Annotated in this window: 23 protein-coding genes and 1 pseudogene; 18 read left to right on the plus strand and 6 right to left on the minus strand. The window is 35.4% G+C overall.

The annotated features are described in order from the left end of the window. Positions 1–2: 2 nt before the first annotated feature. The 4 genes from OPR28_RS00510 (at position 3) to holA (ending at position 2,488) form a co-directional block, all read left to right on the plus strand. The gene (locus tag OPR28_RS00510) at positions 3–368 is read left to right on the plus strand and encodes an Mth938-like domain-containing protein (RefSeq protein WP_265023265.1); all 366 of its coding nucleotides are present in this window, start codon (positions 3–5) and stop codon (positions 366–368) included. Between the two features lies 1 nt (position 369). After that, entirely contained in the window at positions 370–1,179 is an 810-nt protein-coding gene (locus tag OPR28_RS00515; protein WP_265023266.1) for a metal ABC transporter permease, read from the plus strand. A gap of 131 nt (positions 1,180–1,310) precedes the next feature. Beyond that, positions 1,311–1,490, plus strand: a complete 180-nt coding sequence (locus tag OPR28_RS00520) for a hypothetical protein (protein WP_007548716.1) — start codon at positions 1,311–1,313, stop codon at positions 1,488–1,490. 5 nt (positions 1,491–1,495) lie between these two features. Further along, the gene (gene holA, locus OPR28_RS00525) at positions 1,496–2,488 is read left to right on the plus strand and encodes a DNA polymerase III subunit delta (protein ID WP_265023267.1); all 993 of its coding nucleotides are present in this window, start codon (positions 1,496–1,498) and stop codon (positions 2,486–2,488) included. Positions 2,489–2,608: 120 nt separating this feature from the next. On the opposite strand, the gene OPR28_RS00530 is transcribed toward holA, so the two are convergent. Further along, a protein-coding gene (locus tag OPR28_RS00530; RefSeq protein WP_264705388.1) for an IS630 family transposase occupies positions 2,609–3,468 on the minus strand; the annotation gives its coding sequence in 2 pieces (ribosomal slippage) (positions 2,609–3,144 and positions 3,144–3,468; 861 coding nt in all). A gap of 141 nt (positions 3,469–3,609) precedes the next feature. On the opposite strand from OPR28_RS00530, the gene OPR28_RS00535 reads away from it, so the two are divergent. From OPR28_RS00535 to OPR28_RS00575, 6 genes and pseudogenes are all read left to right on the plus strand, one after another. Beyond that, positions 3,610–4,644 carry a Fic family protein gene (locus OPR28_RS00535; RefSeq protein WP_265023268.1) on the plus strand — a complete coding sequence of 345 codons (1,035 nt, stop codon included), beginning with the start codon at positions 3,610–3,612 and terminating at the stop codon, positions 4,642–4,644. A gap of 83 nt (positions 4,645–4,727) precedes the next feature. Beyond that, entirely contained in the window at positions 4,728–4,862 is a 135-nt protein-coding gene (locus tag OPR28_RS00540) for a hypothetical protein (RefSeq protein WP_265023269.1), read from the plus strand. A 180-nt stretch (positions 4,863–5,042) separates the two neighbouring features. Next, positions 5,043–5,828 (plus strand): 4-hydroxy-tetrahydrodipicolinate reductase, encoded by a 786-nt coding sequence (gene dapB / locus OPR28_RS00545; protein WP_010962542.1) that lies wholly within the window; start codon positions 5,043–5,045, stop codon positions 5,826–5,828. Further along, entirely contained in the window at positions 5,825–6,583 is a 759-nt protein-coding gene (pstB, locus tag OPR28_RS00550) for a phosphate ABC transporter ATP-binding protein PstB (protein WP_065094809.1), read from the plus strand. Before dapB ends, pstB begins: the two co-directional genes overlap by 4 nt. Positions 6,584–6,661: 78 nt before the next feature. After that, positions 6,662–7,792: pseudogene (locus OPR28_RS07070) on the plus strand (IS3 family transposase). Continuing rightward, a protein-coding gene (locus tag OPR28_RS00575) for an IS630 family transposase (RefSeq protein WP_265023237.1) occupies positions 7,765–8,623 on the plus strand; the annotation gives its coding sequence in 2 pieces (ribosomal slippage) (positions 7,765–8,090 and positions 8,089–8,623; 861 coding nt in all). Before OPR28_RS07070 ends, OPR28_RS00575 begins: the two are co-directional and overlap by 28 nt. A 210-nt stretch (positions 8,624–8,833) precedes the next feature. On the opposite strand, the gene prfB is transcribed toward OPR28_RS00575, so the two are convergent. After that, positions 8,834–9,938 (minus strand): peptide chain release factor 2 gene (prfB, locus tag OPR28_RS00580; RefSeq protein ID WP_141456981.1). Its coding sequence is split into 2 segments (ribosomal slippage): positions 8,834–9,862 and positions 9,864–9,938, totalling 1,104 coding nucleotides; the frame shifts between segments, so codons are not numbered across the junction. Between the two features lie 153 nt (positions 9,939–10,091). Here prfB and mgtE point away from each other — a divergent pair. After that, positions 10,092–11,462, plus strand: coding sequence for a magnesium transporter (mgtE, locus tag OPR28_RS00585; RefSeq protein WP_006280192.1), 1,371 nt, complete (start codon positions 10,092–10,094; stop codon positions 11,460–11,462). Between the two features lie 255 nt (positions 11,463–11,717). Here the strand turns inward: mgtE and OPR28_RS00590 are convergent, their stop codons facing one another. Then, on the minus strand, positions 11,718–13,178 hold the full coding sequence (locus tag OPR28_RS00590) for a TrkH family potassium uptake protein (RefSeq protein WP_265023271.1): 1,461 nt from the start codon (positions 13,176–13,178) through the stop codon (positions 11,718–11,720). A gap of 132 nt (positions 13,179–13,310) precedes the next feature. Between OPR28_RS00590 and OPR28_RS00595 the strand changes: the two genes are divergently transcribed. Continuing rightward, positions 13,311–14,000 (plus strand): hypothetical protein, encoded by a 690-nt coding sequence (locus OPR28_RS00595; protein ID WP_265023272.1) that lies wholly within the window; start codon positions 13,311–13,313, stop codon positions 13,998–14,000. Positions 14,001–14,054: 54 nt separating this feature from the next. Here OPR28_RS00595 and OPR28_RS00600 read toward each other — a convergent pair whose 3' ends face one another. After that, on the minus strand, positions 14,055–15,071 hold the full coding sequence (locus tag OPR28_RS00600) for a substrate-binding domain-containing protein (RefSeq protein ID WP_265023273.1): 1,017 nt from the start codon (positions 15,069–15,071) through the stop codon (positions 14,055–14,057). Positions 15,072–15,212: 141 nt separating this feature from the next. Between OPR28_RS00600 and dcd the strand changes: the two genes are divergently transcribed. After that, entirely contained in the window at positions 15,213–15,770 is a 558-nt protein-coding gene (dcd, locus tag OPR28_RS00605) for a dCTP deaminase (RefSeq protein ID WP_006280485.1), read from the plus strand. Between the two features lie 5 nt (positions 15,771–15,775). Here dcd and OPR28_RS00610 read toward each other — a convergent pair whose 3' ends face one another. After that, positions 15,776–16,798 (minus strand): hypothetical protein, encoded by a 1,023-nt coding sequence (locus tag OPR28_RS00610; protein WP_141456986.1) that lies wholly within the window; start codon positions 16,796–16,798, stop codon positions 15,776–15,778. A 407-nt stretch (positions 16,799–17,205) separates the two neighbouring features. Between OPR28_RS00610 and OPR28_RS00615 the strand changes: the two genes are divergently transcribed. From OPR28_RS00615 to OPR28_RS00635, 5 genes are all read left to right on the plus strand, one after another. Continuing rightward, positions 17,206–20,421 (plus strand): glycoside hydrolase/phage tail family protein, encoded by a 3,216-nt coding sequence (locus tag OPR28_RS00615; protein ID WP_265023274.1) that lies wholly within the window; start codon positions 17,206–17,208, stop codon positions 20,419–20,421. Positions 20,422–20,478: 57 nt separating this feature from the next. Continuing rightward, positions 20,479–21,294: a hypothetical protein gene (locus OPR28_RS00620; RefSeq protein ID WP_213862945.1), complete on the plus strand. Its 816-nt coding sequence runs from the start codon at positions 20,479–20,481 to the stop codon at positions 21,292–21,294. Between the two features lie 144 nt (positions 21,295–21,438). Then, a complete protein-coding gene (locus OPR28_RS00625) occupies positions 21,439–22,641 on the plus strand; it encodes a multidrug effflux MFS transporter (RefSeq protein ID WP_458694390.1) in 1,203 nt (400 codons plus the stop codon). Between the two features lie 132 nt (positions 22,642–22,773). Further along, positions 22,774–23,112, plus strand: coding sequence for an ankyrin repeat domain-containing protein (locus OPR28_RS00630; RefSeq protein ID WP_265023275.1), 339 nt, complete (start codon positions 22,774–22,776; stop codon positions 23,110–23,112). After that, positions 23,075–24,892 (plus strand): ankyrin repeat domain-containing protein, encoded by a 1,818-nt coding sequence (locus OPR28_RS00635; RefSeq protein WP_265023276.1) that lies wholly within the window; start codon positions 23,075–23,077, stop codon positions 24,890–24,892. The genes OPR28_RS00630 and OPR28_RS00635 overlap by 38 nt, the downstream gene beginning before the upstream one ends. 25 nt (positions 24,893–24,917) lie before the next feature. On the opposite strand, the gene OPR28_RS00640 is transcribed toward OPR28_RS00635, so the two are convergent. Continuing rightward, positions 24,918–25,040, minus strand: coding sequence for a hypothetical protein (locus tag OPR28_RS00640; RefSeq protein ID WP_264724113.1), 123 nt, complete (start codon positions 25,038–25,040; stop codon positions 24,918–24,920). Positions 25,041–25,139: the final 99 nt, after the last annotated feature.

Here is a 25,139-nt window from a genome sequence, read left to right on the forward strand (position 1 = left end):
TTATGGATGTAACTCCCTTAATTTCCGAGAATAAAAATCTTATAAATGGTTACAGGGAAGGAAAATTTTTGGTAAACAATCAAGAATATTATGGCTCAATTATAATTTTTCCTGAAAAGGTGATAAAATTGAAAGAAAGTGATATAAACAGCAAGGAGTATTTTGAATCTTTTTTAACAGAGGAAATAGAAATTTTGTTAATAGGTACTGGTAAAACACGCAATATACTAAGTTCTTCAGTGAAGTCCTATCTTATGGAACAAAAAGGTTTAAATTTTGAATTTATGACAACAGGTTCTGCATGCAGAACCCATAATATTCTGATATCCGAAGATAGATTTGTTGTCAGTTATCTAATAGCCATATAGCATGTTTGAAATGTTTACCCAGGATTTTTTCATCAACAGTCTAGTTGCAGTAGTCGTAATTAGCCTAGTAACAGGCGCTTTAGGATCGTTTATGATATGGCAAAGGTTATCTTATCTTGGTGATAGTTTGTCCCATTCTTCATTGCTTGGTATTGCACTTGCTTTGATCTTTAAGATTAGCCCATCGCTTAGCATAATGCTCATTGCAATTACATTTGCTATACTACTTTCTCTTAATTTTAACAGATTATATTCTGCTGATACGATATTGAACATTGTTACCAATGTAGTTTTATCATCGAGTTTAATACTTATGTCTTTTCTTCCATCTGGCAATAATAGTATTATTAGCTCACTGTTTGGTGATATATTAACGCTCGATCAAAGTGATATAGTATTGATTTTTTTAACCTCTGCAGTAGTTACTTTGATATTAATATTTAGATGGCATTATTGGTTAATGATTTCAATTAATCAAGATTTAGCAGTAGTTGAGAAGATTAATGTCAATTTTGTGAGACTAGAATTTTTAATCACTCTTGCTATATTTATAGCAATTGCTGCCCAATTAATAGGAATATTACTCATTGCTGCATTTTTGCTAATACCAGCAGCATCTGCAAGGCTCATTTCGAAAACTCCGATGCAGATGATTATTGTTGCAACAGTTTTTTCTGTGATTTCTGGGATATCAGGTCTCATGTTATCTGCAAGTTTTGATTTGTTAACTGGTCCTGCAATTATACTTGTTGCAGCCGTATATTTAATTATCGCTTATTTTATAAGGCTAGTATTAAGCAGGTTGGCTTAATTTTAATCTCGAATGTTAATAATTTTGTAATATACTCATTATAAAACATCACTATCTTAGCACAAAATAGTTTTTGCTATACTATTATTTATATGCTAATGATAAGTTGTTAATTTTATGGAGTAAGCAATATGAGCGAAGAAGGATTTTTTTCCAAATATATATCTCAACCTGTGAAAAAATTTTATAATTATATTACAGGAAAAACAGAAGAGTCGGATAATGTGCAGAGTACGGCAGATGATATTGTACAAGAAAGCTCAGAGTCTTTGGACACTCATGTACAATCAAATGAGAATGATATCATATAGGTGGCATGAGGGTTACACCATCCAAAGTTAAAAGATTCCTAGAGAAACCTGATGCTTTACGTGGTGTGTTAATTCATGGAAGTGATAACAGTAGGGTTGATTTTTATGTACAAGAAATAATTGCCAGTTTGGATGAGTATTCAGTTCAGGTGATGGATTTTGCAATAGTGAATAAGTCACCCGGTTTACTATTTTCTGAATTGGCAAACATTTCGATGTTTACCAGCAAAAAATTAATTAAGCTGATAAATGTGAGTGGAGGTATATCCAAAGAGTTAAAAAACGTATTGGATTATAACGCAAGTGGTCACTATGTAATGATGGTAGCAAGTGATCTTCCATATAATTCTGCGACTAAAAGTTATATGGAGAGTTCAAAAATTTTTGGTGTGATTGCTTGCTATAAGGACAGCAACAGCAATCTTTATGACATTATATCAAGTTACTTAAAACAAAATGATATAAAATGCACAAATGAGATAATCTACCATTTGCAATCTTACTTTAATCATAGCAAACTGCCTATATGTTCAGAACTTGAAAAGTTAGTTTTGTACTTAGGGGAGAGAAAAGACCTAAAACTTACTGATATAGAATTATGCTTTTCAACTTCCGGCAACGACTATGCTACACTTGATGATCTATGCTCTGCCATAGCAAGTAAAGATATGTCGCGCTTCATTAGAATTTCTGATGTATTGATATCGCAAGAAAATTTTTCACCGATAGCGCTAATTCGCATTATATCAAATTATTTCCTACGCCTTGAAAACGTTTTGCTGTCAGTGCAAGGTGGAATGAGTGAGCAGGCTGCGATTGATCAGCTAAGCCCTCCATTGTTTTTTAAACAATTGCAGAGCTTTAAATCTCATTTGAAAAGTTTGCAACTTTCAGAACTTAAGAAGATCTTGGAAAAATTGATAAGCTTAGAAGTTACCTGTAAAAAAACTGACTTGGATCATAAAATGATTTTTCAACATGCACTGACGAGTAGCTGACTACTCAGATCCAGCCTTTCTTATAATTTCATCAAAATGTTGTATTTTAACATAAAATAGCTGCTTTTATGCCTACCAAAATTCATTCTTTATAGCATTTCTCATAATAGTCCAAACAGTTCATAGGAAGGCAGAATCAACAGCACGACGAAAGGATTCGAATAGAGGAATGTTTTTCCTGGCTCTGTTTTTTATAGCAAACCAATGATGCTCAATTTTGTTGAAATCTGGAGAATAAGGCGGCAGATACAAAATTTCTGCACCAACCCCTTTAGCAAGCTCGATAATCTTATCAGACTTATGAAAAGTAGCATTGTCAAGAATGACAGTCTGTCCAGGTTCCAAGATCGGTGTCAAAAATTGCTCAAACCATCCATTAAAAACATCCATATTACAGTGGCCTTCAAAGGTTAACGGAACAACTATCTTTCTTCCACTTAAAGCTGCAACCATACTGATTCGTTGAGTTTTCTTTCCAGATTTTAAGGCATAAAACCGCTGTCCTTTCTGGCAATATCCGTAGGGGTAGTCTTCGGTGTTATCAATGCCAGACTCATCTATATACACTAAGTTTTTAGGTTCTTTTGTCGCTATAATTTTCAAAAATTCAGCACGTTTTTCTTCGTTTCTTTCCTTGTATCCATATGTCTTTTTTTGCGCGTAAATCCAATTTTTTTAAGGGCTCGATAGATCGTTTGGATACTAACGTTGTTCCAAAGTTTAGCCATTTCCGATAGAGTCTTTCCTCCGTGTTCTCTGGCAAATTTGGCAAAGGTATCCCAGTCGGTAATTTTGTGATTGTAACCCCCATTTCCAAGTTTTTTTGATTGAAAGTCTCCTGTTTCTTTTCTTCTTTGCTGCCACTCCCATAAAGTAGTTCGTCCAATCTTAAATCTTGCTGCCACTGTTTCTCTGCTTTCTCCTTCGTCTAGTGCTTCCATTGCTTTTTTTCTTAAATCATAACTATATGCTGCTGGCATTCAACCTCCTTATCATCATCTACCCTTATCCTATCACATCCGGACTTTTATGAAAAGAGCTATAGTGTGTGTCTCACAAGTATTCTTTGCTAATAGGATATTTTCGAATATAATTGAATATAACTAGATAAAAATACAGATATGTTTGACATTTCAAAAATTGTAATAACACCTGAAATGTTAAAATTAGTTGCTGAAATTGATGAATTTAAAGGAGCATGGCAATTGTTTGGTAATTTAGCTCCAGAACGTTTACAAATGCTCAAGAAAATTGCAACAATTGAAAGTATTGGTTCTTCTACCCGTATTGAAGGGGCAAGATTATCAGACCGTGAAGTTGAGCAATTACTATCCAAACTTGATACACGCTCATTTCGTTCTCTAGATGAACGAGAAATAGCCGGATATGCGTATGTGTGTGAAGAAGTATTTCAAAACTTTAACAAGATGCCATTTACAGAAAACACTATAAAACAGTTTCACATCTGGCTTTTACAATTTTCATATAAAGATCAAAGGCACATGGGAGAATATAAAAAATTCCCCAATCATGTTGAAGCGTTTGATGAATCTGGAAAAAGCTTGGGCATAGTTTTTGAAACAGCCTCTCCATTTGAGACAGCAACACAAATGCAAGAACTTATTTATTGGACTAGCCAGCAATTAGAGGTGAAATCGTTACACCCTCTATTAATTATTGGCATTTTTATAGTTACTTTTTTAGCTATTCATCCCTTCCAGGATGGAAATGGCAGATTATCACGCATTCTCACAACTTTCTTGTTACTAAAGTTAGGGTATATCTATGTACCTTACAGTTCCCTTGAAAGTAATAAGGAGAGTTACTACTTAGCTTTGCGTCGTACTCAACAATCCTTGAAGACGAGCAGCTATGATTTTAATCCATGGCTTATATTCTTTTTAAGGTCACTACAAAAGCAAAAATTTCATCTTGAACAAAAGGTGTCACATGAAAAAGTGTTAAATCTCTATTTACCACTACTTTCTGCTAAAGTATTAGCACTACTCAGCAAACATGGACGTCTTACAATTAAGGATTTGGAAAATATTACTAAAGCAAACTGCAATACCTTAAAGAAGCACGTATCTAATCTCGTAAAGAGTAATCACATCACTCAGCATGGAAAAGGCAAAGCAACCTGGTATGTAATATAGAGCTCAATAGGATATGTATTCATTTTGAATTGTTAAATTATTCAGCTATAGAATATAGATCACAGCTGTACAAACATTGTAGTTTGAGCCCACTAGATCCCAGTGCCCTATTCTTGTCATCCCAGTGCCTTCTCCTGTCATCCCAGTGCCCAGACACTGGGATCCAGAAAAGTTTGCTTGTAAGCAAGCAAACTAGCATAGAAAAACGTTTTCGATGAGATTGCAGAAAGGCTAGATTCCAGACTGGAATGACATCGTTCACTATGTACCATATTGCAATAGTTGTGGTCAAGGCACTGGGATCTGAAATTGCAGTGTTCGTACAGCTATAGAATATAGATCAGAAGTGACAGAGCTTAAAAAAAGGCCTAACATTCTTAATAAACGTAAAAAGCTTTATGAAAATCAGAGTTGGAGTAATAGGCTGCTTAGGCAGAATGGGCAAAAAAATACTCAATGAATTAATTACAAATACCAAAGTGGAAATAGCAGGTGCTGTTGCCCGTTCAGGTAGTAAGTACATAGATTCAGATATTGGACCAATTATAGCCAATCTAGGAATTAAAGTTACAAGTTCTATTAGTGGCATATTTGAGTCATCTGACGTTGTAATAGATTTTACAACTAAAGAATGTATGTTAGACTGCCTTAAAGCAGCTGTAAAATTTAAAACACCGCTGGTTAGTGGCACAACTGGAATAGAAGGTGTCGATTTGAAAGAATATGCTGCTGAAGTTCCAATATTATGGTCAGCAAATATGAGTGTTGGGGTTAATGTGTTGCTGAAATTGGTAAAAAAAGCTGCTGAGCTTTTAGGTAATGAATATGACGTTGAGATTTGGGAAATGCATCATAACTTAAAAAAGGATTCACCATCTGGAACAGCTATAGAACTTGGCAAAACAATTGCTAACGCTTCAAAAGTGGATTTTCAGTCCAATCAATATTTACATAGTGGTTCAAACATAAGAAAAAAGGGGGGAATAGGTTTTGCAGTATCTCGTGGAGGTGGAGTAATAGGAGATCACAGCGTGATGTTTGTTAATTCTGATGAACGGATAGAACTAAACCACAAAGCAATTGATCGCACAACATTTGCTAGAGGAGCTGTTCAAGCAGCAGTATGGCTATACGAAAATAAAAGAGAAATTCCGGGGCTCTATTCAATGCAGGATGTGATATGAGCAATACACGTGCCTCTGTTAAAGATTTAAATCTCTGGTACGGCTCTAAGCAAGTTTTATTCGATATAAATTTGAATATTTATAAAAGAAAAGTTACTACTTTTATCGGACCATCCGGGTGCGGTAAATCAACATTTTTGCGTTGTTTTAATCGTATGAATGACTATGTACCAGGTTGCAAAACTGTTGGTGAATTAGATATCGATGGGCTGGGTGATATATATTCACGCGATATGGATGTTGTACTACTTAGAGCAAAAGTTGGTATGGTATTTCAAAAGCCAAATCCTTTTCCAAAATCAATATATGATAATGTTGCTTATGGGCCAAAATTGCATGGTATGGCGAAGGATAAGCAAAAATTGAATGAGATGGTGGAAAATAGTTTAACCAAGGTTGGTTTATGGGAAGAATTGAAGGACAGATTGCAAGATAGCGCACTCAATTTATCCGGTGGCCAACAACAGAGGCTATGCATCGCTCGCGCAATTGCAGTGAAGCCAACTATTTTATTAATGGATGAACCGTGCTCTGCTCTTGATCCAATGGCAACCAATGCAATCGAAAATCTTATACAAGAGCTGAAATTAAGATTTACTATAATTATGGTGACTCATTCAATGAAGCAAGCTAAAAAGTTATCTGATAGTGTAATTTTCTTTCATAATGGCAGAATTGTTGAGTCTGGAAGCACTCAAGAAATATTCGAAAATGCTCAATCTCCCTTAACAAAGGAGTATATCCTGGATCATTAAATTTCTGACCTTACCCAGAAAAAGTGGAGAGAAAGAAAAGAGTTTTTTTGGGTAAAATAAAATTTTGGAGGATTAGAAATGGTAAGAGAATATACAGCAGAATTCAAATTGGAAGCTGTTAAGCTGGCAAATGAACAAAGAAAGGTAGGTCAACCAGTTGCAAAAGTAGCAAGAGATCTAGGAATAAGGGATAGTGTATTAGGAAAATGGATGAAGAAATATAACGAAAAAAAGTCAGCAGCAGATGCATTTCCAGGTAGAGGTAACATGGCTCCTTACGACAAAGAGAGGTTTGATTTACAAAGCAAGAGTAACAAGGGAAAGAGACATTTAAAAAAAAGCCCTGGCCAGTCAAAAAGAGTAAAATATTTTTTTATATAGTAACTGCTATAAAGTACAGGAATTATGTAGGATTTTCTGCTAGTGGCTACTATAAGTGGACCACAAGGAAAATAAGCAGTAGAGAATCAGCAAATAAAGAGTTATTAGCAGATATTCAAAAAATATATCAAGCTTCTAAATGTAGATATGGAGCTCCTAAAATTCATGCTGAATTAAAGGCTTTGGGTAAAAGTTGCAATTTGAAAACGGTGCAAAGTATTATGCAGAAAAATGACATCAGGGCTATACTGAGAAGAAAGTTTAAAATTAAAAAACAACAAACAGATAATAGAGCTGTAGCTCCCAATATACTAGATCAAAACTTTATTGTTGATCAACCAAATAAAGTATGGGATTACTTACATCAAAACCAAGGAGGGATGGCTATATTTGGCAGCAATAATTCTCACGTATGGTAGTTAATGAGTAGTGCAATAAATAAACAATTGGTTATGAACTCTTTATTAATGGCCATTAATAGGCGTAAACCTGTTAAAAATCTACTGCTGCACAGTGACCAAGGTTCACAATATACTGCGCAAGGGTATCAATATCTCTTAGCTGTAAAGAATATAGATGAGTAATAAAGGCTGTTGTTACGACAATTCTGTTGCAGAAAGCTTCTTTAGCTCATTGAAAAGAGAAATACTTATTGATACTTCACAACACTCTGCTCAACAAACTAGAACTGCAATATTTGAATACATAGAAATTTTTTATAACAAACAACGTCACTATTATAGCTCTTCTCATAATAATCCAAATAAGGTAAGATATGGATTTATGGTAGTGGGGTTTGTATGCCAGCAGCGTATAGTTATGACTTAAGGAAAAAAGCAATGGAAGCATTGGATGAGGGAGAAAGTAGAGCAACTGTTGCCAAGAGATTTAAAATTGGAAAAACGACTTTATATGAGTGGCAGAAAAGGCGTGAGGAAACAGGAGATTTTCAGTCAAAAAAGCCTGGAAGCGTAGGATATAACCATAAAATTACCGACTGGAATGTCTTCACCGAATTTGCAAAAAACCATGGCGGCAAAACTCAGTCAGAGATGGCTAAACTCTGGGGCAATATCAGTCGACAAACGATTCACCGCGCACTTAAAAATATTGGCTTTACAAGAAAAAAAGACCTACGGATATAAAGAAAGAAATGAAGAAAAGCGAGCTCAATTTGCAAAGGTTATAGCAACAAAATATCCTGAAAATCTTGTATATATTGACGAATCTGGGATAGACAATACAGAAGACTACCCATACGGATATTGCAGAAAAGGAGAGAGGTTTCATTCACTAAAATCAGGTAAAAAAACTCAGCGTGTCAGTATGATTGCAGCTCTAAATAAAAAGAAAATCATTGCTCCATTGACCTTTGAGGGATACTGCAACAAGGATGTTTTTGAGGCTTGGTTTGAGCAGTTTTTGACTCCAATTTTAAGGTCTGGCCAAACTGTAATTCTTGATAACGCTGCTTTCCATAAATCTAAAAAAATCGATGATCTTGCTAAAGGAGTAGGTGCTGAAATTCTTTATCTTCCTCCATATTCTCCAGACTTTAACGAAATTGAGCATCATTGGTTTGCTATAAAGAACAGAGCTAGAAAAAATATCCCTATTTTTCAGTCTTTCCGTCAAGCTGTTGATTCTGCTTTTTTATGATTTGTTCTGACTATTATGAGAAGAGCTATAACTATTGCATTCCAGAACAATTTGATGCATCATTCTTTTTGTAAAAAACATTCCACACTTTCTCTCCACTTTTTCTGGGTAAGGTCACTTTTCCACTGATCATATTTAATCGCCATAACTTTACTCCTACTTTAACAATATTTTAATTATCATATATTATGGCAAGAAAGTCAACCCTACCTAATTTTGCTTAGTAAGCACACTAACTATGAAACAATCTATATTACCATCAAAAACAGAATTTATATTGCCCACTTCATGTCCGGTTCTTAAATCCTTCACCATTTGATATGGATGCATAACGTACGATCTGATCTGATTGCCCCAGCCTATATCGCATTTTTTACCATATTCTTCAGCCATCTTTTGTTCTTTCTTTTCCAGTTCAATTTGGTATAAACGTCCTTTAAGTAATTTCAATGCCTCATCTTTATTTCTGTGTTGAGAACGACCATTTTGGCATTGAACTACAACACCAGTTGGAATATGCGTAATGCGTACTGCACTTTCAGTTTTGTTCACATGCTGACCGCCTGCTCCAGAAGCTCGGTAGGTGTCGATCTTTAGATCCTTTTCATCCACAGCAATATCAATTGAATCTTCTATCACTGGAGTTACTCCTACACTTGCAAAACTGGTATGACGTTTACCATTTGCATCAAATGGCGATATTCTAACCAGCCTGTGAATTCCACTTTCACTTTTTGCCCACCCATAAGCTTTTTCTCCAACGATTTTTATCATTGCAGACTTTATACCAACTGACTCTCCTTCTAATTTTTCTACAACTTCAACTTTAAAGTTGTGATAAATTTCTGCCCACCTTATATACATGCGCATCAGCATTTCAGCCCAATCATTGCTCTCGGTTCCGCCAGCTCCTGAGTGGATTTCTAAAAAGCAGTTATTATTATCTGCTTCACCAGTAAATAAGGACTCTGTTTCTTTATACTTGATTAATTTCTCTAGCTTAGCTAATTCATTTTCAACTTCAGAGAAAAATTCTTCATCATTTTCATCAATAGCAGACTTCATTAAGCTGATGGCATCGTTGTAATCGCTTTCCAGCTTTAAAAACGACTCTACGTCATTCTTAATTTTAGAACGTTCTTTTAAAACTTCTTGTGCTTTTTGGTTATCTTGCCATAGGTCATCATTCGACGCTTGGGAGTCAAGCTCTTCAAGGCGCAACTTTAATTTTTCTATGTCAAAGACACCTCCTGATAAGAGAAATACTTTTATTTAAGCTTTGAAAGTGTTCAAGAATTTCTGGATAAGTTTTCATTATACTTTAGATTTTAATATATTTACTATCAATAACAATAACAGTAAACAAAATAGAAATTTAACCATATGATAGTTAATTTAAATAATTTCATTATACTTTAATGTTTAAGGAAATCAAGCGCGTATATTTATTAAAAAACAAGGTAAAGTAATGAATATTGAAATAAGTTCCCATTATGGTTTAGACAAAAAGGCTATTGATGACTTAATAGAGTCACTTGATAACGAGGAGCTAGAGAATGTTCGTAATATTGTAAAAACGATAGACAGTGTTCAGTTAGCTTATTTTTTATCTACTTCGATCAGTGATCACAGGGAGAAATTAGTTAATATCCTCGATCAACATTTGTTAAGTGATGCCCTAGTGCATGTAGTGCCAGATTTACAAATAGAGATCATAGAAACATTGGGAATAGAAAATACAGCAAAGTTACTAATGCTCCTTGATGTAGAAGATATAGTAACCATAGTGAAAGATTTAGATAGAAAGTCTGTAGAAAATATACTTTACTATTTGCCCAGCAAAACTCAGAAATCGGTAGAGGAGTTGCTATCATATCCAGAAGAAAGTGCAGGAAGGTTAATACATAAAGATATGGTTATAGCTCCATATTATTGGACAATAAATCAACTGACAGAATTTGTGTGCAACTATAAAAAAATACCAGAAAAATTTCACCAGATATTCATTATCAACTCAAAATTAGAGCCTATAGGCAGTGTTAATTTAAATAAGGTAATATCTCACTCAGGAGACACAATAATAAAAGAGATAATGGATCATGACATAAAAATCATTAAAACTGGAATAGACCAAGAGGAAGTAGCAAGAATATTTAAAGATTACTCTCTATTATCGGCTCCGGTAGTAAATAAGAATGGTAAAATTATTGGTGTGATCTTAATTGAAGATGTGATAAAAGTTGTTCAACAAGAAACAGAAGAGGATGTACTCAAAATAAGCGGTGTATCTTCTAAAGCCGATATAAATGCCCCTATACATAAAACTATAATTAAAAGGCTACCTTGGTTACTGTTTAACCTCTTAGCTGCAACAATGTGTTCCATAGTAGTTGGCTTTTTCGATGATGTAATAAAAAGTTTTATAGTGCTGCCAATAATCATGCCGATAATTGCATCAATGAGCGGAAATGCAGGATCCCAAACAGTAACGCTAACCATCCGGGCAATCGCAACAAAATATCTAACTGAGCAAAATGCAAAAAGAATACTGATGAAAGAATTTTTAATAGGTCTTATAAACGGGGTGATCTTATCTACTATTTCATTAGTAGTGTTAGCAATAAGGTTTCACAACTTCAAAGTGGAGATGATTTTTGTGGTCTCCATGATTATGATGTCAATTATTGCAACGTTCATCGGAACTTTCATTCCTATAATGCTTCACCGTTTAAAGTCTGACCCTGCCGTTTCTTCTTCAATCCTAACATCGGCAACAACTGATATTCTCTCAGCTTTTATATTTCTTGGTTTAGCTACGATCTTTTTATTAAATAGCTAATACTATCTATAGCTATACCGCCGCGAACCGTCATGCCGCGATTCATTCGCGGTATCTCTTAGCATAGATCCCGCTAACAAGTAGCGGGATGAGGAGAAAGGGGCTACTTGGATGACATTCTTCCTGGTGTGCCCAAATCACAATGTTCGTACATCTGTGGATTTATTCGCGGTATAGATTCCGCTAACGAGTAGCGGAATGACGGTTTTTCAAATTGTCGTAAGTCAGTTTAGCTATAATATCAAATTTTACCAACTATTTCTTTCTATTAAATAAGAATAAATTGCCTATACAAAAATAGATTGGCAATATTTCAAGTCTGCCAAGCAGCATTAAAAACGATAGAAATAATTTTACTTCAATACTGAAAGAGGAATAATTACCCGAAGGACCTATTAAATTACTAAATCCCGGGCCAGAGTTTGTAAGCGTTGCAGAGACTGAACTGATGCTAGTTATAAAGTCTGCATTGCTTAAGTAAGACATCACTATTGATGAAATGGTAAACGTTAACATGAAAATTGCAAAAAATATAAAGACAGAGTGAACTTCATCATTCTCCAGGGTTTTTCCATTGAATTTTACTCCATTGTCTGCATCAGGGTTTAATAAAAGGTAAAAGTAATTTCTTATAGACCTTAAAAGAACAATCAAGCGGAAGATTTTGACACCACCACTTGAAGAACCACTACATCCACCAACAAAGGTGAGAAAAAAAGCTAAGACTGAAATGAAACTCCAATCTATATGATTACAGATTGCATAACCAGTTGACGTAATCAAGGAAGTGATGGTAAATGTGCTGCATCTAAATGATAATGACACTCCTAAATCAACATTTTTATACAACCAAAAACAAGCAAATAAAGATGAAACAATAGCTATCTTAAAAAAGTAAGAGACCTGCTCATCATAGCAAATGTCTAACCGTCTTATGATTTTTAAATAGCTAAGAAAAGGCAGAGAACCCAAAATCATAAAAACGATCGTTATGGCTTCTAGTATGGGATTATTATAGTGCCCTATAGAATCATTATAGTTAGCAAATCCACCAGTTGATACAGCAGACATTCCGTGACATATTGCATCAAATAGTGGCATACCAGCTAGATAATAGGAAAATATACATAACAAAATTAAGCCATAATATATTGCCGTAACATGAATCACTACGCTTCGCGTATTCGGCAACTTCCTTTTGGTAGCATCTGAATACTCAGAATAAAGTAAATTATTTAGGCTGAGAACCTTAAACATAGGAAAAACTGCAATTCCTAAAGTGATTACACCAAAACCCCCCATGCCATGTAGCATTGCTCTCCATAGCAGTATTCCTGGAGATTGTTTTTCAATATCATTAAATATAGTTGCTCCTGTGGTTGTGATGCCAGATATCGTTTCAAACAATGCATCAACATAGCTCAGATTATCAAAATAGAAAGGAATAGCTGCAAACAGAGACAAGGCAATCCAGGTGCAACTAGTAATCGCAAAAATTGCTGGCATTCCATGCAATCTACTTAATTTACCGAGTAAAATAAAAATTGCGCCAGATGTGCAGGTAATTATGAATCCAGCGAGGAAATTTTTCCATTCGTAGCTGAGATACTTATTGGTAATAGCAGGAATAAGCATTGCTAAGCTAAACAGCAATAGGAATATTCCCACAATAAATGCAATTGAACGCAAATTTTGTAAACGTTGATGATTTTTCATAGAGTTACTTTCTAGCTATACAAAACCATAAAAGCTATTCTAACGTCAAGCACTTTGTTGGCCTTTATTAACAGTTATTCTTGACTTACTTGTAAATATGTGTGATAATTAAATTTTTATTAGAGGTAAGATATGGTTGAATTAACTGATGCACAACAAAAAATTCGAACTTCATTAATTACAGCAATTAGCAATGACAACCTTCAAACGGTCCAGGACATATTCAACAACAATGAAAATGAACATGATGATATACAAGCAGCTTTGAGCCACAAGGGGACTGCGGATTCTAACCTAGATACCATTTTAGATTTTGCTATTGTGTGTCTTAAAAAAGAAGTTGAAGCTCAAGGAGAAATTGGAAGAAGCGTAGAGATCATTAAACGAATTTGGCAGGAAGCTGATCGAAAAACTCGTGATTCTGTGTGTTATCGTGCAATGGATAGTTTTCAAGACTATGAAGTTGATAACATATCTACTCTTAAACCAGTTATTCAAGAGGTGGAAGAGCACAAGAGGGTAAGGGGTCTTGATTCCAACGCTCCTATAGTAACTAACACTACTACACCAACTACTGGCAACAAAACCCCAGAAAAGAACGATACAAACTTCTTGAGTAAACACAAAGGGAAGATTGCTCTAGGCGTTGTTGGACTATGCGTAGTTGGTGCTATTGCAGCCTATGTGCTGGCATATCCTGTAGTTGCATTAGTTTTAGCAGTTTCAGCATTGGCTGTACTAGCTGGTGCTTATATTGGAGGAGTTTTTGAGAATCCAAGTGCAGAAAAAACGTTTACATCACCAAAAGAACGAGAAGTATAACATTAATAATGTCATCCCAGCGCGCCGCGCTGGGACAAAGAATATAAAAGACCGTCACGTTATATCATAAACTTTTGCTGAAGCTTTTTTCATGTCTTCACTTGAAAGTGGGATTAGACCAAGCCTAGATAGATACCCATCTTCAATGCCGATCGAATCTATAATTTCTTTTATGAATTCTCTTAATCCATCAACAGTATCCAGGTGTTCTTTCTTTATATAAAGGTATAGAGGTCTTGCTAATATATATTTTCCCGATGATATATTTTCGTAAGTTGGCTCAATTCCTGCAATTGTGCTCCCTTGTATTTTATCTTGATTCCTCATTAAAAAGCTAAAACTAAATATCCCTAAAGCGTTCTTGTTACTTTTCAATTTTTGTATTATTATGTTTTCATTAATTCCAACTTCTATATACCTTCCGTCATTCCTTATATTACCACATGCTTGCTTTCTTTCTTCCTGATCTTTATAATTCTCTTTGAAAATTCTCGAGTTCATGCATGAATATTGATCAAGCATAATAGAATTAACCAAAGTTTCGTATGTGCCTGTATTTTGATGTGGACCATAAATTTCAATTTCTGTTTTTGGTAAGGCTTGATTTACATCAGACCAAAACTTCTTATTATTTTTTACTAATTTATCATTTTCTTGAGAATATGCAGATAAAGTTTCAAATAAGTCCTTCTTTGTGAAATCAAATCTATGGCTTTGATTTGAATTTGCAATGACAATTCCATCATAGCCAATGATGATCTCTATCACTTCATTAATTTTATTTCTTTTACATAGTTCTCTTTCTACTTCCTTCATAGGGCGAGATGAAGTGGTGATGTCTGGCGTGTCTTCCCCTATTCCTGAGCAAAACATTTTGAACCCTGATCCACTTCCTATTGATTCCACAACTGGAGTCTTAAAAGGGAATACACGATTGAACTCCTCGGCTATAAACGAGATAAAAGGAAAAACAGTTGAAGATCCAACAATTCTGATGTATTTCCTGGCATCAGCATTTGACGGCGGCGTGAATAATACGAATACAAAAATCAGGAGAAAGTTTCTAAGCATTATTTTTAGTTAAGAACATAAATCTAATTATTGTAACAAAACATCAAACTGAAAAGCTTTAATTGCATGACAAAAGCTACAGTTTACATTTAAATTTTATTTTATATTATTGTAAGTATTACACAACTTTAAGGAACAGTTATGGCAGTTATGCCAGATAAATGGATAAGAGAAAAAGCTGAAAACTTTGGAATGATAGAGCCTTTTGTGAATCACAAAAGCAGCAAAGGTGTTATATCTTTCGGACTATCATCTTACGGTTACGATGCAAGAGTGGATAATAAATTTAAAATTTTTACTAACGTTAATTCAGCCATCGTGGACCCTAAAAATTTTTCTGAGAATAGTTTTATAGATAAAGAAACAGACGTATGCATAATTCCACCAAATAGCTTTGTGCTTGCAAGTACAGTGGAATATTTTCGTATACCAAGGAATGTACTGGTCATTTGTGTTGGTAAATCAACTTACGCAAGATGTGGAATTATAGTAAACGTTACTCCCTTAGAACCTGGATGGGAAGGTCATGTCACACTCGAATTCTCAAACACCACTCCGCTTCCCGCGAAAATTTACGCTAATGAAGGCGCATGCCAATTCGTATTTTTAAGCGGCGAAAGTGAGTGTGAGAAATCATATGATGATATGAAAGGAAAATATATGAATCAGCATGGTATCACTTTGCCGTTAGTTAAGTGATTACTTTAGGTAAAGCGTGATATTGTTTTATTGTACTGAAGATTACTAAAATGAGTTTTAACTAATTTGTCGCATTCTTTATCACCTAAAACTGCACGTGCAGAGTGGTTTTTAAATGACTCTACATAGCTTGAAAAGAAATTTGTAGAAGGATTACTTAAAGCTTCTGCAACTTCTTTTTTTTCTTTATCATTGGAAAGCTGATTAAATAGTTCTTCTCCCTTTTTTTGCAGCTCATTTTCAAATTCCTGCTTTATAGTATTCTTATCTGCTTTTTGCAAGAAGGAAAACTCTTCAAAAGTGTACAAGGAAGAGACAATACTGTTGAAGGTGCCAGTAAAACATGCACTTGAACCACGACCACCACGCACTCCGTATTCTGTTTGCGATTCTACTAAATGTTTAACCAGTTGATATTTTCTCTGTGATATGCGGGTATTAATAGCTATATTATTTGCTCTAGTTTGATCGTTGCAAGCCTTCCAAACTAAATTTAAAACTTGCTTCAATGTTAACCCGCTTCCACTATGTGTACCAGGGTTATTTTTTATACGCTTCAAGCACTCAAGTGCATGTTTTTTCTCATCTTCTGTAAGTTGATCTTTATCTGCAGCTTTTTGTGTGCCATTTGCTATGCACTCTAACTGATCAATAAATCCTTCTATTTCCTCTATAAACTTATCATCAATATCAGGCTCACCGTAGTTTTCTTTTAGCTTTTGAACGTTAATATTAATTGCATCATTTACATCAGTATCATGCGTTGTTTGTGGAATACGTGCTGCCTCCATAAATGCTTCAGCTCTTTGCTCTAACCATTCTGGTGCTTTGCCTCCTGCAAAAAGATATAGCTTACTCAATACATTGGCGATTGAGAGAAACACCAGGAAAGAAATAACAAATATTATCAAAAGTACTACAGATAAACCTATGATTAGCCACCTTACAGGAGCTAGCAGAATTTCTTTTGCTTTTTTTAATTTTGACGGTCTTTGTATGTTGTCTGGTGTATTTACTACTGCTGGCATAATTAGTTTAAGTTAATATCAATATTATTAATATACTATATTTTTTCTTATTTTGTCAACTCAAATTTCTACTTCCGCACTTTCTTATTGTTGCTTACAATGATTATAGCTACATGATTTACTCATGTATTTTTCCTGATTAAAAACTTCAATTATTCATTGTAAGCTGCTGAATTTCCTACTATTTAGTGGCAAATTGTTATCCAAGTGGCTGTAAAACGACAAATTCGTCATTCCGCTACTAGTTAGCGGAATCTATGCTAAGAGATACCGCGAATGAATCGCGGTATGACGGTTCGCGGCGGCATAACGATAAGCTCGTCATCCCGCTGCTTGTTAGCGGGATCTATTCGCGGCGGCATGACGTAGAGCCTACATTAACTATAGAAACAAAAAGGAGGATTATCATGTCTACAATAATTTTATCATCAATTTTCGGTCAAGCAGGCAGCATTTTTGGGCCAATTGGCCGGATTATCGGCTCAGAACTTGGTGCTCTTCTTGGTGCACAGCTAGATGGGGCAATGTTCGGCCTTGAAGCCGAGCAAAAAGTAACGCATGGGGCAAGGCTAAAAAATCTGCAAGTTCAAACCTCAACCTACGGCAGAACGATCCCAATTATCTATGGCACTGCTCGTGTTGCAGGGAATATTATTTGGGCACAGCCAATAAAAGAAGAGGCGATAACCACCAAAAGTAAAATTGGAAGAGGTATGAACGTTACATATAATTACTATGCAACGCTTGCAATTGCGATCTGCAAGGGGAAAGTAGAAAAATTAAACAGAATCTGGGCAGATACAACATCACTTAGCTTTGATGAAATAGATTATACTTTTTACAGCGGCAGAGAAGACCAAAATCCTGATCCATTTATGTCATCAATTGAAGGAGAGGGGAATGTGCCGGCTTATAGGGGAATATCTTACATAGTCATCAAGAATTTTCCTTTAGCAGACTATAATAATCATGTTCCGGTATTTACGTTTGAAGTGCAAACTGCAGTAAAGTCAAATGAATTTTCAGTAGCAAAAAATATTCGGAATATCAATATAATACCAGGCTCAGGAGAGTTTGTATATGATACAAAAATACAGAAGAAAATCGCGCAAGAGAAAATAAGCAGCAACCAATATATCCCATATGGGCTGGCGCAAAGGGTAAATCACAACAACCACACTAAAAAGAGCGATGCAATGCTTTCTTTGGATCAATTAAAGGGAGATTTACCAAATGTTGAGTGGGTATCGGTAGTAGTCAATTGGTTTGTGAATGATCTGAACATTAAAGATTGTAAAATATATCCTGCAGTTGAATTTCAAGATGATTCCGCAATATTACCTGATGATTGGCAAGTAGGGGGTGTAACCAGAGATAATGCTCAGCTAATTTCAAAAGATGCGAGTGGAAACCCAAGGTATGGTGGCACAGTTAGTGATGCAGCGTTGATAAGATATATAGAAGAGCTACACAGCAGAGGCTACAAGGTGATGCTCTATCCAATGCCCTTACTTGATACAAAGAACAAAGAGTGGCGAGGAAGGTTGAGCGGGACTCCTGAAGATATAAGTGATTTTTTTAAGAATCAGTACAACAAATTTATAGAGCATTATGCAAGCATTGCCAAACAAACTAAAGTGGAAGGGTTTATCATTGGTTCTGAATTTGCGCAACTTACCAAAATCAGGGATGAACAAGGGAATTACCCTGCCGTTATAGAGCTGGTCAAGCTTGCAAAGCGAATAAAACTTCAGCTTGGAAAAGAAGTAACGGTAACTTACGCTGCTGATTGGAGTGAATACCATTCATATGATGGTTGGTATAATATGGATGAACTGTGGTCTTCAGAGTACATCGACGTTGTTGGCATAGATGCTTATTTTCCACTGACTGATGGTCCAGAGCCTCCTTTTGGCTATTCTGCGGAAGATGTAATGGGTGGTTGGAGCAGTGGAGTGGGGTATGATTATTTCTATGATTACTCAAAGGGTGAGCCTGAAAGAGTAAAGTATAACGACAGCAGGTATGCGTGGAAAAATATAGAGAAATGGTGGAGTGAAACTCACACAAATCCTGACGGTAGCAAAACGAAATGGCAACCAAAGATGAAAAAAATATGGTTTACTGAGTATGGATTTCCCAGTATGAACGGCTGCACTAATGAGCCAAATGTGTTTGTTGACAAAGGCAGCATAGAGAGCAAATATCCACGATATTCAAACGGAGAGGTGAGCTTTCTTTCGCAAAAAATTGCAATTGAAGGAACGCTAAAAAAGTGGCAAAGCTCAGAAATGGTAGAAAAAATGTTTCTCTGGGCATGGGATGCAAGGCCATTTCCTTACTTTCCCAATTTATGTGATGTGTGGGCTGACTGCCATAACTGGCAAACAGGACATTGGATTCAGGGAAAGCTTTCACAACTTAATATTTCCGATGTTTTATCGGATCTGTTACAAAAAACAGGTTTAAAAAGCGATCAGTTCGATACAAGCAACGTCAAAGGGTTATTGTCTGGGTATGTGATAAACGACCAGCAACCCGTACGTTCAATTATTAAAATGCTGCAAAGTTGCTATTTTTTTGATGTGGTTGAACAGGACTCTAAACTGAAATTTGTCCAAAAGGGCAGGGGAGTTACGACTGGAATACCAATTGGTGAAATGGTTTTCAGTAATAATTCAAAACTTGCTAATATCAGTCAATTAGATTTAAACAATAAAGTTAACGTCGTTTATTTTAATCGCAATTTTGGCTATCCAATTGATGTTAAATATGCTGAGTTGCCAAAGCAAGGCGCTGCTATAACAGTTGAAATACCGCTCATTATGGAGGAGGGAGAGGCGCAAAATATAGCTGAGGTTTTACTTTATTCTTCGTGGCAAGAGAGAAATATATACAATTTCAAGCTGCCGATAAAATATGCGTGGCTTGTGCCAAGTGATGTAATAACGATTTTAGACGGTGAGAAAAAGCATACGGTGAGAATTATAAAAACAAAATTCGAAAGCATGTCCATTCAAGTAATTGGCGTTGGTTATGATCACTCTATATATAAGCTTTCTTTTCCTTCAACAAGGTCACTTATGCTGAAGGAATACCCTCCCTCTCACATTAGCAAAACCATCGTAGAAATGATAGATTTACCGGATATTAAAGGTAATAGTGCAAGCTTTACTTTAATTAGTGAGGAAAAGAATTGGAAGGGAGCAACACTCTTTATTTCGTACAACGATAAGGATTATAAGCCTATTGCAAGCACAAACAAGCAGTCTACTTACGGATATGTAATGGAATCTACCGACGAGGGGCTTATAGTAGTGCTACGTTTTGGTAAGCTGCTAGGAATTATCGATTCAAATTCAGCATTAATCGGAAAAGAGGTAATAAAATTCCAGAGTGCTGAACTTATAGATAAAAATAAATATAAGCTTAGTAACCTAATCAGAGGACAAGAAGGTACTAAAGAGTATCAGCACACTGCAGGTGAAAAATTTGTTCTACTTGATGATTCAATAATATCTTTCGAAGTGCAAAGGGGAAAAAAGTTTTACCTAAAAGCAGTGACTTACGGTGACTCGCTGGAAAATACGGAAGTGAAAGTGATAAATTCATTTAGTAATTGAAATTTAATAAAGTAAGTGCTAGAATTAATATACAGGTATTAATGGTAGAGATATAACATGTCAAAGGAAATGGTCAATGCGTTGAAAGCTGAAGTGAAGAAGCTCAAATATGCTGATTTCAAAGCTAACACTTGGGACGAAGTAATTTCTGGTGAGGGAACATATAAGGATCTTAATAGAACACACGGCCTTGCTATTAACGGACAAAAAATAACTAACGAATTTATTAACAATCTGTATTCAAAACATAAAAATCTAATTCTACGGGATGAAAACGGAAAAGGGAATTATCGTCCATTTCTCAGACAAATTTTTACAGAAATGTTTAAACACGTTGGTGCAACAATTCCCAATAACTCTATTATTGAGGAGTTAATAAATAACTATTATCAGGGCGGATATACTCATTTTCTTCCTAATGATATGAGTCAAGCTCTTGGATCTTTTCATTTGTCAATGCAAAGCAACTGTATGACAAGAGAGTATATTATGGATTGTCGTGAACCCAATTGTATAAAGCTTAGTTTTAGCATGAAATATACAAAAATGCTTAACTATGATGATTATACATATATCGAAACACCAGGTTTTTGCAGTTCAGCGGAATTTAAACTGAAATGTGAAGATAAAAATGTAACATATGAAGATGGTAAAGTACTTCTTACCATTCCTAAAGAGCTAAAAAACTACAAAGTAAGTGGTAAGAATTTGTTTGATGTTATTGTTGAATATTTTCAGAAGCTTTGCGAAAAATTGGGCTTTAAATTTGAGACAAAAGTCGAACATAGCCTTGGTGAACCACTAAAGGTAGTAAGTGAGGCAAATGCATCTTCTGTTGAAGACTTAAAGCTTAAAGTGAATAATCAAAGGTAAAATATTGAAATTCGTGCTTTTCATGATTTTAGCTTAAGATTTCAGTGTCCGCTACTCGAATGACATCGTTTACTATGTAACATTGTACTTATACTAATGAAAAAAATACATTATAATTAAGCATATTTACCAATAAATCATTAAGTGAAAACAGCTCTTTCGCAAAATATCATCTCTCTTATTATGATATTGTCTGTAGCAATTGTCGATATGGCAACTGACCTATACTCAGTTGCACTACCAAGCATTGCCAATTATTTTAAAGTAGAAGGCAGTGTAGTGCAGCTTACAATTAGCTTGGATCTAGTTGGATTTGCGGTGTCTGGATTAATTTATGGTCCATTATCGGACCATTATGGTAGGCGTCCAATGATGCTGATTGGTATGACAATTTTTACTTTGGCAAGTGTCATGTGTTATATAGCCGACAGTATTGCGCTCTTGATACTAATTCGCTTCATACAAGGAACAGGGGCTGGTGTTGCAGGTGTTGTTGGGTATGCAGCAATAAGGGATATGTACTCGGGTAGTGAATACTCGAGAGTAATTTCAAAATTAAATATGGTTGTGGCACTCTCACCTGGAATAGCTCCAGTGGTGGGCAGTTATATAATTTCACATGGTTATCATTGGAAATTTTTGTTTTTTATTATGTCACTCGCAGCAATTGCTATACTTATTTTTATCTACTTTAAGTTACAAGAAACACTCACTGTAAATAAAAATGAAACCAGTATAACTAACATAACTACTAATATCTTCAAGCAATATATATCAATATTTAGAAATTATCGTTTCCTTGGGTTTTCAGCCATTCATGGATTAACTTTCATGTGGCTTTGGGCATACATTGCTAACTACCCGTTCATATTTGAATCGATGGGCATTGAAGTACAGTATTTTGGCTACCTCATATCGATCATAGTCATATTTTACATAATTGGAACTTTAATTAATAGAAGGTATGTACCAAAAGTAGGGGTTAGCAAAATGCTAATAATAGGTTTGGTGTTACCGATAATATCCGATAGTTTATTGGTATATTTTTATTTCGCGGACAAGTTAAATATATTAATTCTTCAAACTGTTTGGATTCCAGCCAATATCGGACTTGCATTAATAATAAGCAATAACGTAACTTCTGCTTTAGAAACGATCAAAGGTATAGGGCTTGGTAGTGCAGTCCTCTCATTCTGCAATATGATATTTGGGGCTATTGGAATATATATAGTAGGAAAATTTTTTCGCTATGGTATTTTACCAAATTTACTATTAACAATAGCATGCTCTACAATTGCAATTCTTATGTACAGCCAGCTCAAATGTACTGAAAAACACAGGGAATAACCATTATTTGCGTGATCCAGAGCTCATGGGTTATTAATGACTTTATCATGATAATATAATTTTACAGGGGGTGAGAGCTCATAGATTATTAACGACTTTATCATAACAATATAGTTTTACAGGAGGTATGGGATGAGTAATTTACAAAGTATAAATAATGATTGGTTTTCTGCTGTTATAAAAGGTAATACTAATAAAGTAAAGCGTCTAATAAGTGAAGGAGCTGAGGTTAATGCAGTAGATGAATATAACATGACTCCTTTACATTATGCTGCTACGAATGGCGATGCAGAGATAGTAAAAGATCTATTGGATAATGGGGCAGATGTTAATGCAGTAGGTCAAGATAAAAAGACTCCTTTACATTGGGCTGTTGCACATGGCCGTAAAGATGCAGTAGATGCCCTACTGAAAGTAAAAGGGATCGATGTTAATGCACAAGATAAAGATGGAAAGACTCCTTTACACTAAGGCAGAAGAAATAAAAACTCTATTAGAAAATGCAGGAAAAACAGATAATGCTAGTCCAGTATTGCAAAATGATGAAGAAGAAAGCCAAGTTCCACAAAATGCTGCTTTACTTGAGGCTGCTAAAAGTGGTGATATTAATGAAGTAAAGCGTCTAATAAGTGAAGGAGCAAACGTTAACGCAGTTGAAGATTTGTATACTCCTTTATATTGGGCTGCTAAAAATAATCATTTTAATATAGTAGAAGTTCTATTAGATAATGGAGCATATGTTGATGGTGTCAATTATTCTATGGAACGTGATGTGTTGACTCTATTACAAGAAAAAGAAGCTGAATATTGCAAGAGCTCTTTACATCTGGCTGCTAGGCTTGGCAACTTGGAAGCAGTAAAAGATCTATTAGGGAAAGGGGCAAATGTTAATGCACAAAATGACACAAGAGAGACTCCTTTACACGTCGCTGCTAAAAAGGGCCATAAAGATGTAGTAGAAGCCCTACTGAACGTAAATGGGATCAATGTTAATGCACAAGATAAATATGACAGCACTCCTTTACATCGGGCTGCTAAAGAGGTCCATAAAGATGTAGTAGAAGCTCTATTGGACAAAGGGGCAAATGTTGATGCAGAAGATGAAAATGGAGACACTCCTTTAGATTTAGCCACTACTCAAGACATACGAACTCTATTACAAAACACAGATGAATTACTTAAGGCTGCTGGAAGAGGTGATATCGATACAGTAAACGATCTAATAAATCAAGGAGCAAGTGTTAATGCAACAGATCAAGATGGAAAGACTCCTCTACATTGTGCTGCTAAAAATAGCCATGAAGAGGTAGTAGAATCCCTATTGGGAAAAGATGGAATCGATGTTAATTTAGCAGATAAGAATAAAGATACTCCTTTACATTCTGTTCTTAAAAAGGGCAACATAGATATAAATGTATTGAACGCTCTACTTAGAAAAGAGGGAATTGATGTTAATTTAGCAGATAAGAATAAAGATACTCCTTTACATTCTGTTCTTAAAAAGGACAACATAGATATAAATGTATTGAACGCTCTACTGGGAGCAGAAGGAATCGATGTTAATATAGAAGATAAATATGAAAAAAAGACTCCTCTACATTTGGCTGCTCAAGATAACAACCAAGAAATAGTAGAGGATCTAATAAGAGCAGGAGCAGATGTTAATAAAAAAGATAAAAATGGAGACACTCCTTTCGATTTAGCCACTGATGACAAAATAAAAACTCTATTGCAACCCGCAGAAGAATCTGATGATGGTTCAGTGGATGAGTCATCGACAGATAGTGAAGGGGGTCAAGAGGAAGAAAAACGAGTAGGTGATGATACTGAACTACAATCAGATAATAGCAAAGAAGGGGAAAAAACCAGCACCACCAGTGCAGAACAAGGAACTGGTGTAAGCAACGGTAGTCAACCTACTGGATCTACACAAAATAAGGGAGGACAAACCAGCACCACCAGTGCAGAACAAGGAACTGATGTACAAGACAACGATGTAGGTCCTGTTGCTTCCACAGAACCTGCACAAACAGAAGAACAGCCGAGCTCTTTTTTTGGTAGTTTGTTTAGTATACTTATGAAGCCTTTTTCATTAATTGCATCATTTTTTGGTGGTTTTTTTTCATGGTTGTTTGGGTCTGACGAAGAAAAGTCTGACACACAACCTTATGATGATTCTTCTTCACCTGGGGTCGATCAATCAGTTGAACAAAATAATGGTGATCATAATGACCAGAGCAATGTGATTTGATAGTGATCTTCTACCGGAAAAGGTGTCATCCCAGTGTCAAGCACTGGGATGACACCGTCTTGGATGGAAAACTGGATTCCAGTGTCAAGTGCTGGAATGACATCCTCTCTAAGTAGCCTCCTTCTCCTGTTATCCCAGTGTCACGCACTGGGATCTCATTTTACTTTATGATGATGTCATGAAAGTAGCTGACATTGGGATCCAGAAGACTTAATTTCAACCAAATAATAAAGGCTAGATCCCAGTG

Source organism: Wolbachia endosymbiont (group A) of Epistrophe grossularia, assembly GCF_947251435.1.
In the GTDB taxonomy this organism is placed as follows: Bacteria; Pseudomonadota; Alphaproteobacteria; order Rickettsiales; family Anaplasmataceae; genus Wolbachia; species Wolbachia pipientis.

Bases quoted from the DNA above. Each gene is read 5' to 3' on its own strand.
- OPR28_RS00595 (WP_265023272.1), top strand. From the start codon at position 13,311: ATGGTTGAATTAACTGATGCACAACAAAAAATTCGAACTTCATTAATT.
- OPR28_RS00520 (WP_007548716.1), top strand. From the start codon at position 1,311: ATGAGCGAAGAAGGATTTTTTTCCAAATATATATCTCAACCTGTGAAA.
- OPR28_RS00515 (WP_265023266.1), top strand. From the start codon at position 370: ATGTTTGAAATGTTTACCCAGGATTTTTTCATCAACAGTCTAGTTGCA.
- OPR28_RS00535 (WP_265023268.1), top strand. From the start codon at position 3,610: ATGTTTGACATTTCAAAAATTGTAATAACACCTGAAATGTTAAAATTA.
- OPR28_RS00615 (WP_265023274.1), top strand. From the start codon at position 17,206: ATGTCTACAATAATTTTATCATCAATTTTCGGTCAAGCAGGCAGCATT.
- dapB (WP_010962542.1), top strand. From the start codon at position 5,043: ATGAAAATCAGAGTTGGAGTAATAGGCTGCTTAGGCAGAATGGGCAAA.
- OPR28_RS00635 (WP_265023276.1), top strand. From the start codon at position 23,075: ATGCACAAGATAAAGATGGAAAGACTCCTTTACACTAAGGCAGAAGAA.
- dcd (WP_006280485.1), top strand. From the start codon at position 15,213: ATGGCAGTTATGCCAGATAAATGGATAAGAGAAAAAGCTGAAAACTTT.
- OPR28_RS00510 (WP_265023265.1), top strand. From the start codon at position 3: ATGGATGTAACTCCCTTAATTTCCGAGAATAAAAATCTTATAAATGGT.
- OPR28_RS00600 (WP_265023273.1), bottom strand. From the start codon at position 15,071: ATGCTTAGAAACTTTCTCCTGATTTTTGTATTCGTATTATTCACGCCG.
- OPR28_RS00620 (WP_213862945.1), top strand. From the start codon at position 20,479: ATGTCAAAGGAAATGGTCAATGCGTTGAAAGCTGAAGTGAAGAAGCTC.
- pstB (WP_065094809.1), top strand. From the start codon at position 5,825: ATGAGCAATACACGTGCCTCTGTTAAAGATTTAAATCTCTGGTACGGC.
- holA (WP_265023267.1), top strand. From the start codon at position 1,496: ATGAGGGTTACACCATCCAAAGTTAAAAGATTCCTAGAGAAACCTGAT.
- OPR28_RS00610 (WP_141456986.1), bottom strand. From the start codon at position 16,798: ATGCCAGCAGTAGTAAATACACCAGACAACATACAAAGACCGTCAAAA.
- OPR28_RS00590 (WP_265023271.1), bottom strand. From the start codon at position 13,178: ATGAAAAATCATCAACGTTTACAAAATTTGCGTTCAATTGCATTTATT.
- mgtE (WP_006280192.1), top strand. From the start codon at position 10,092: ATGAATATTGAAATAAGTTCCCATTATGGTTTAGACAAAAAGGCTATT.
- OPR28_RS00630 (WP_265023275.1), top strand. From the start codon at position 22,774: ATGAGTAATTTACAAAGTATAAATAATGATTGGTTTTCTGCTGTTATA.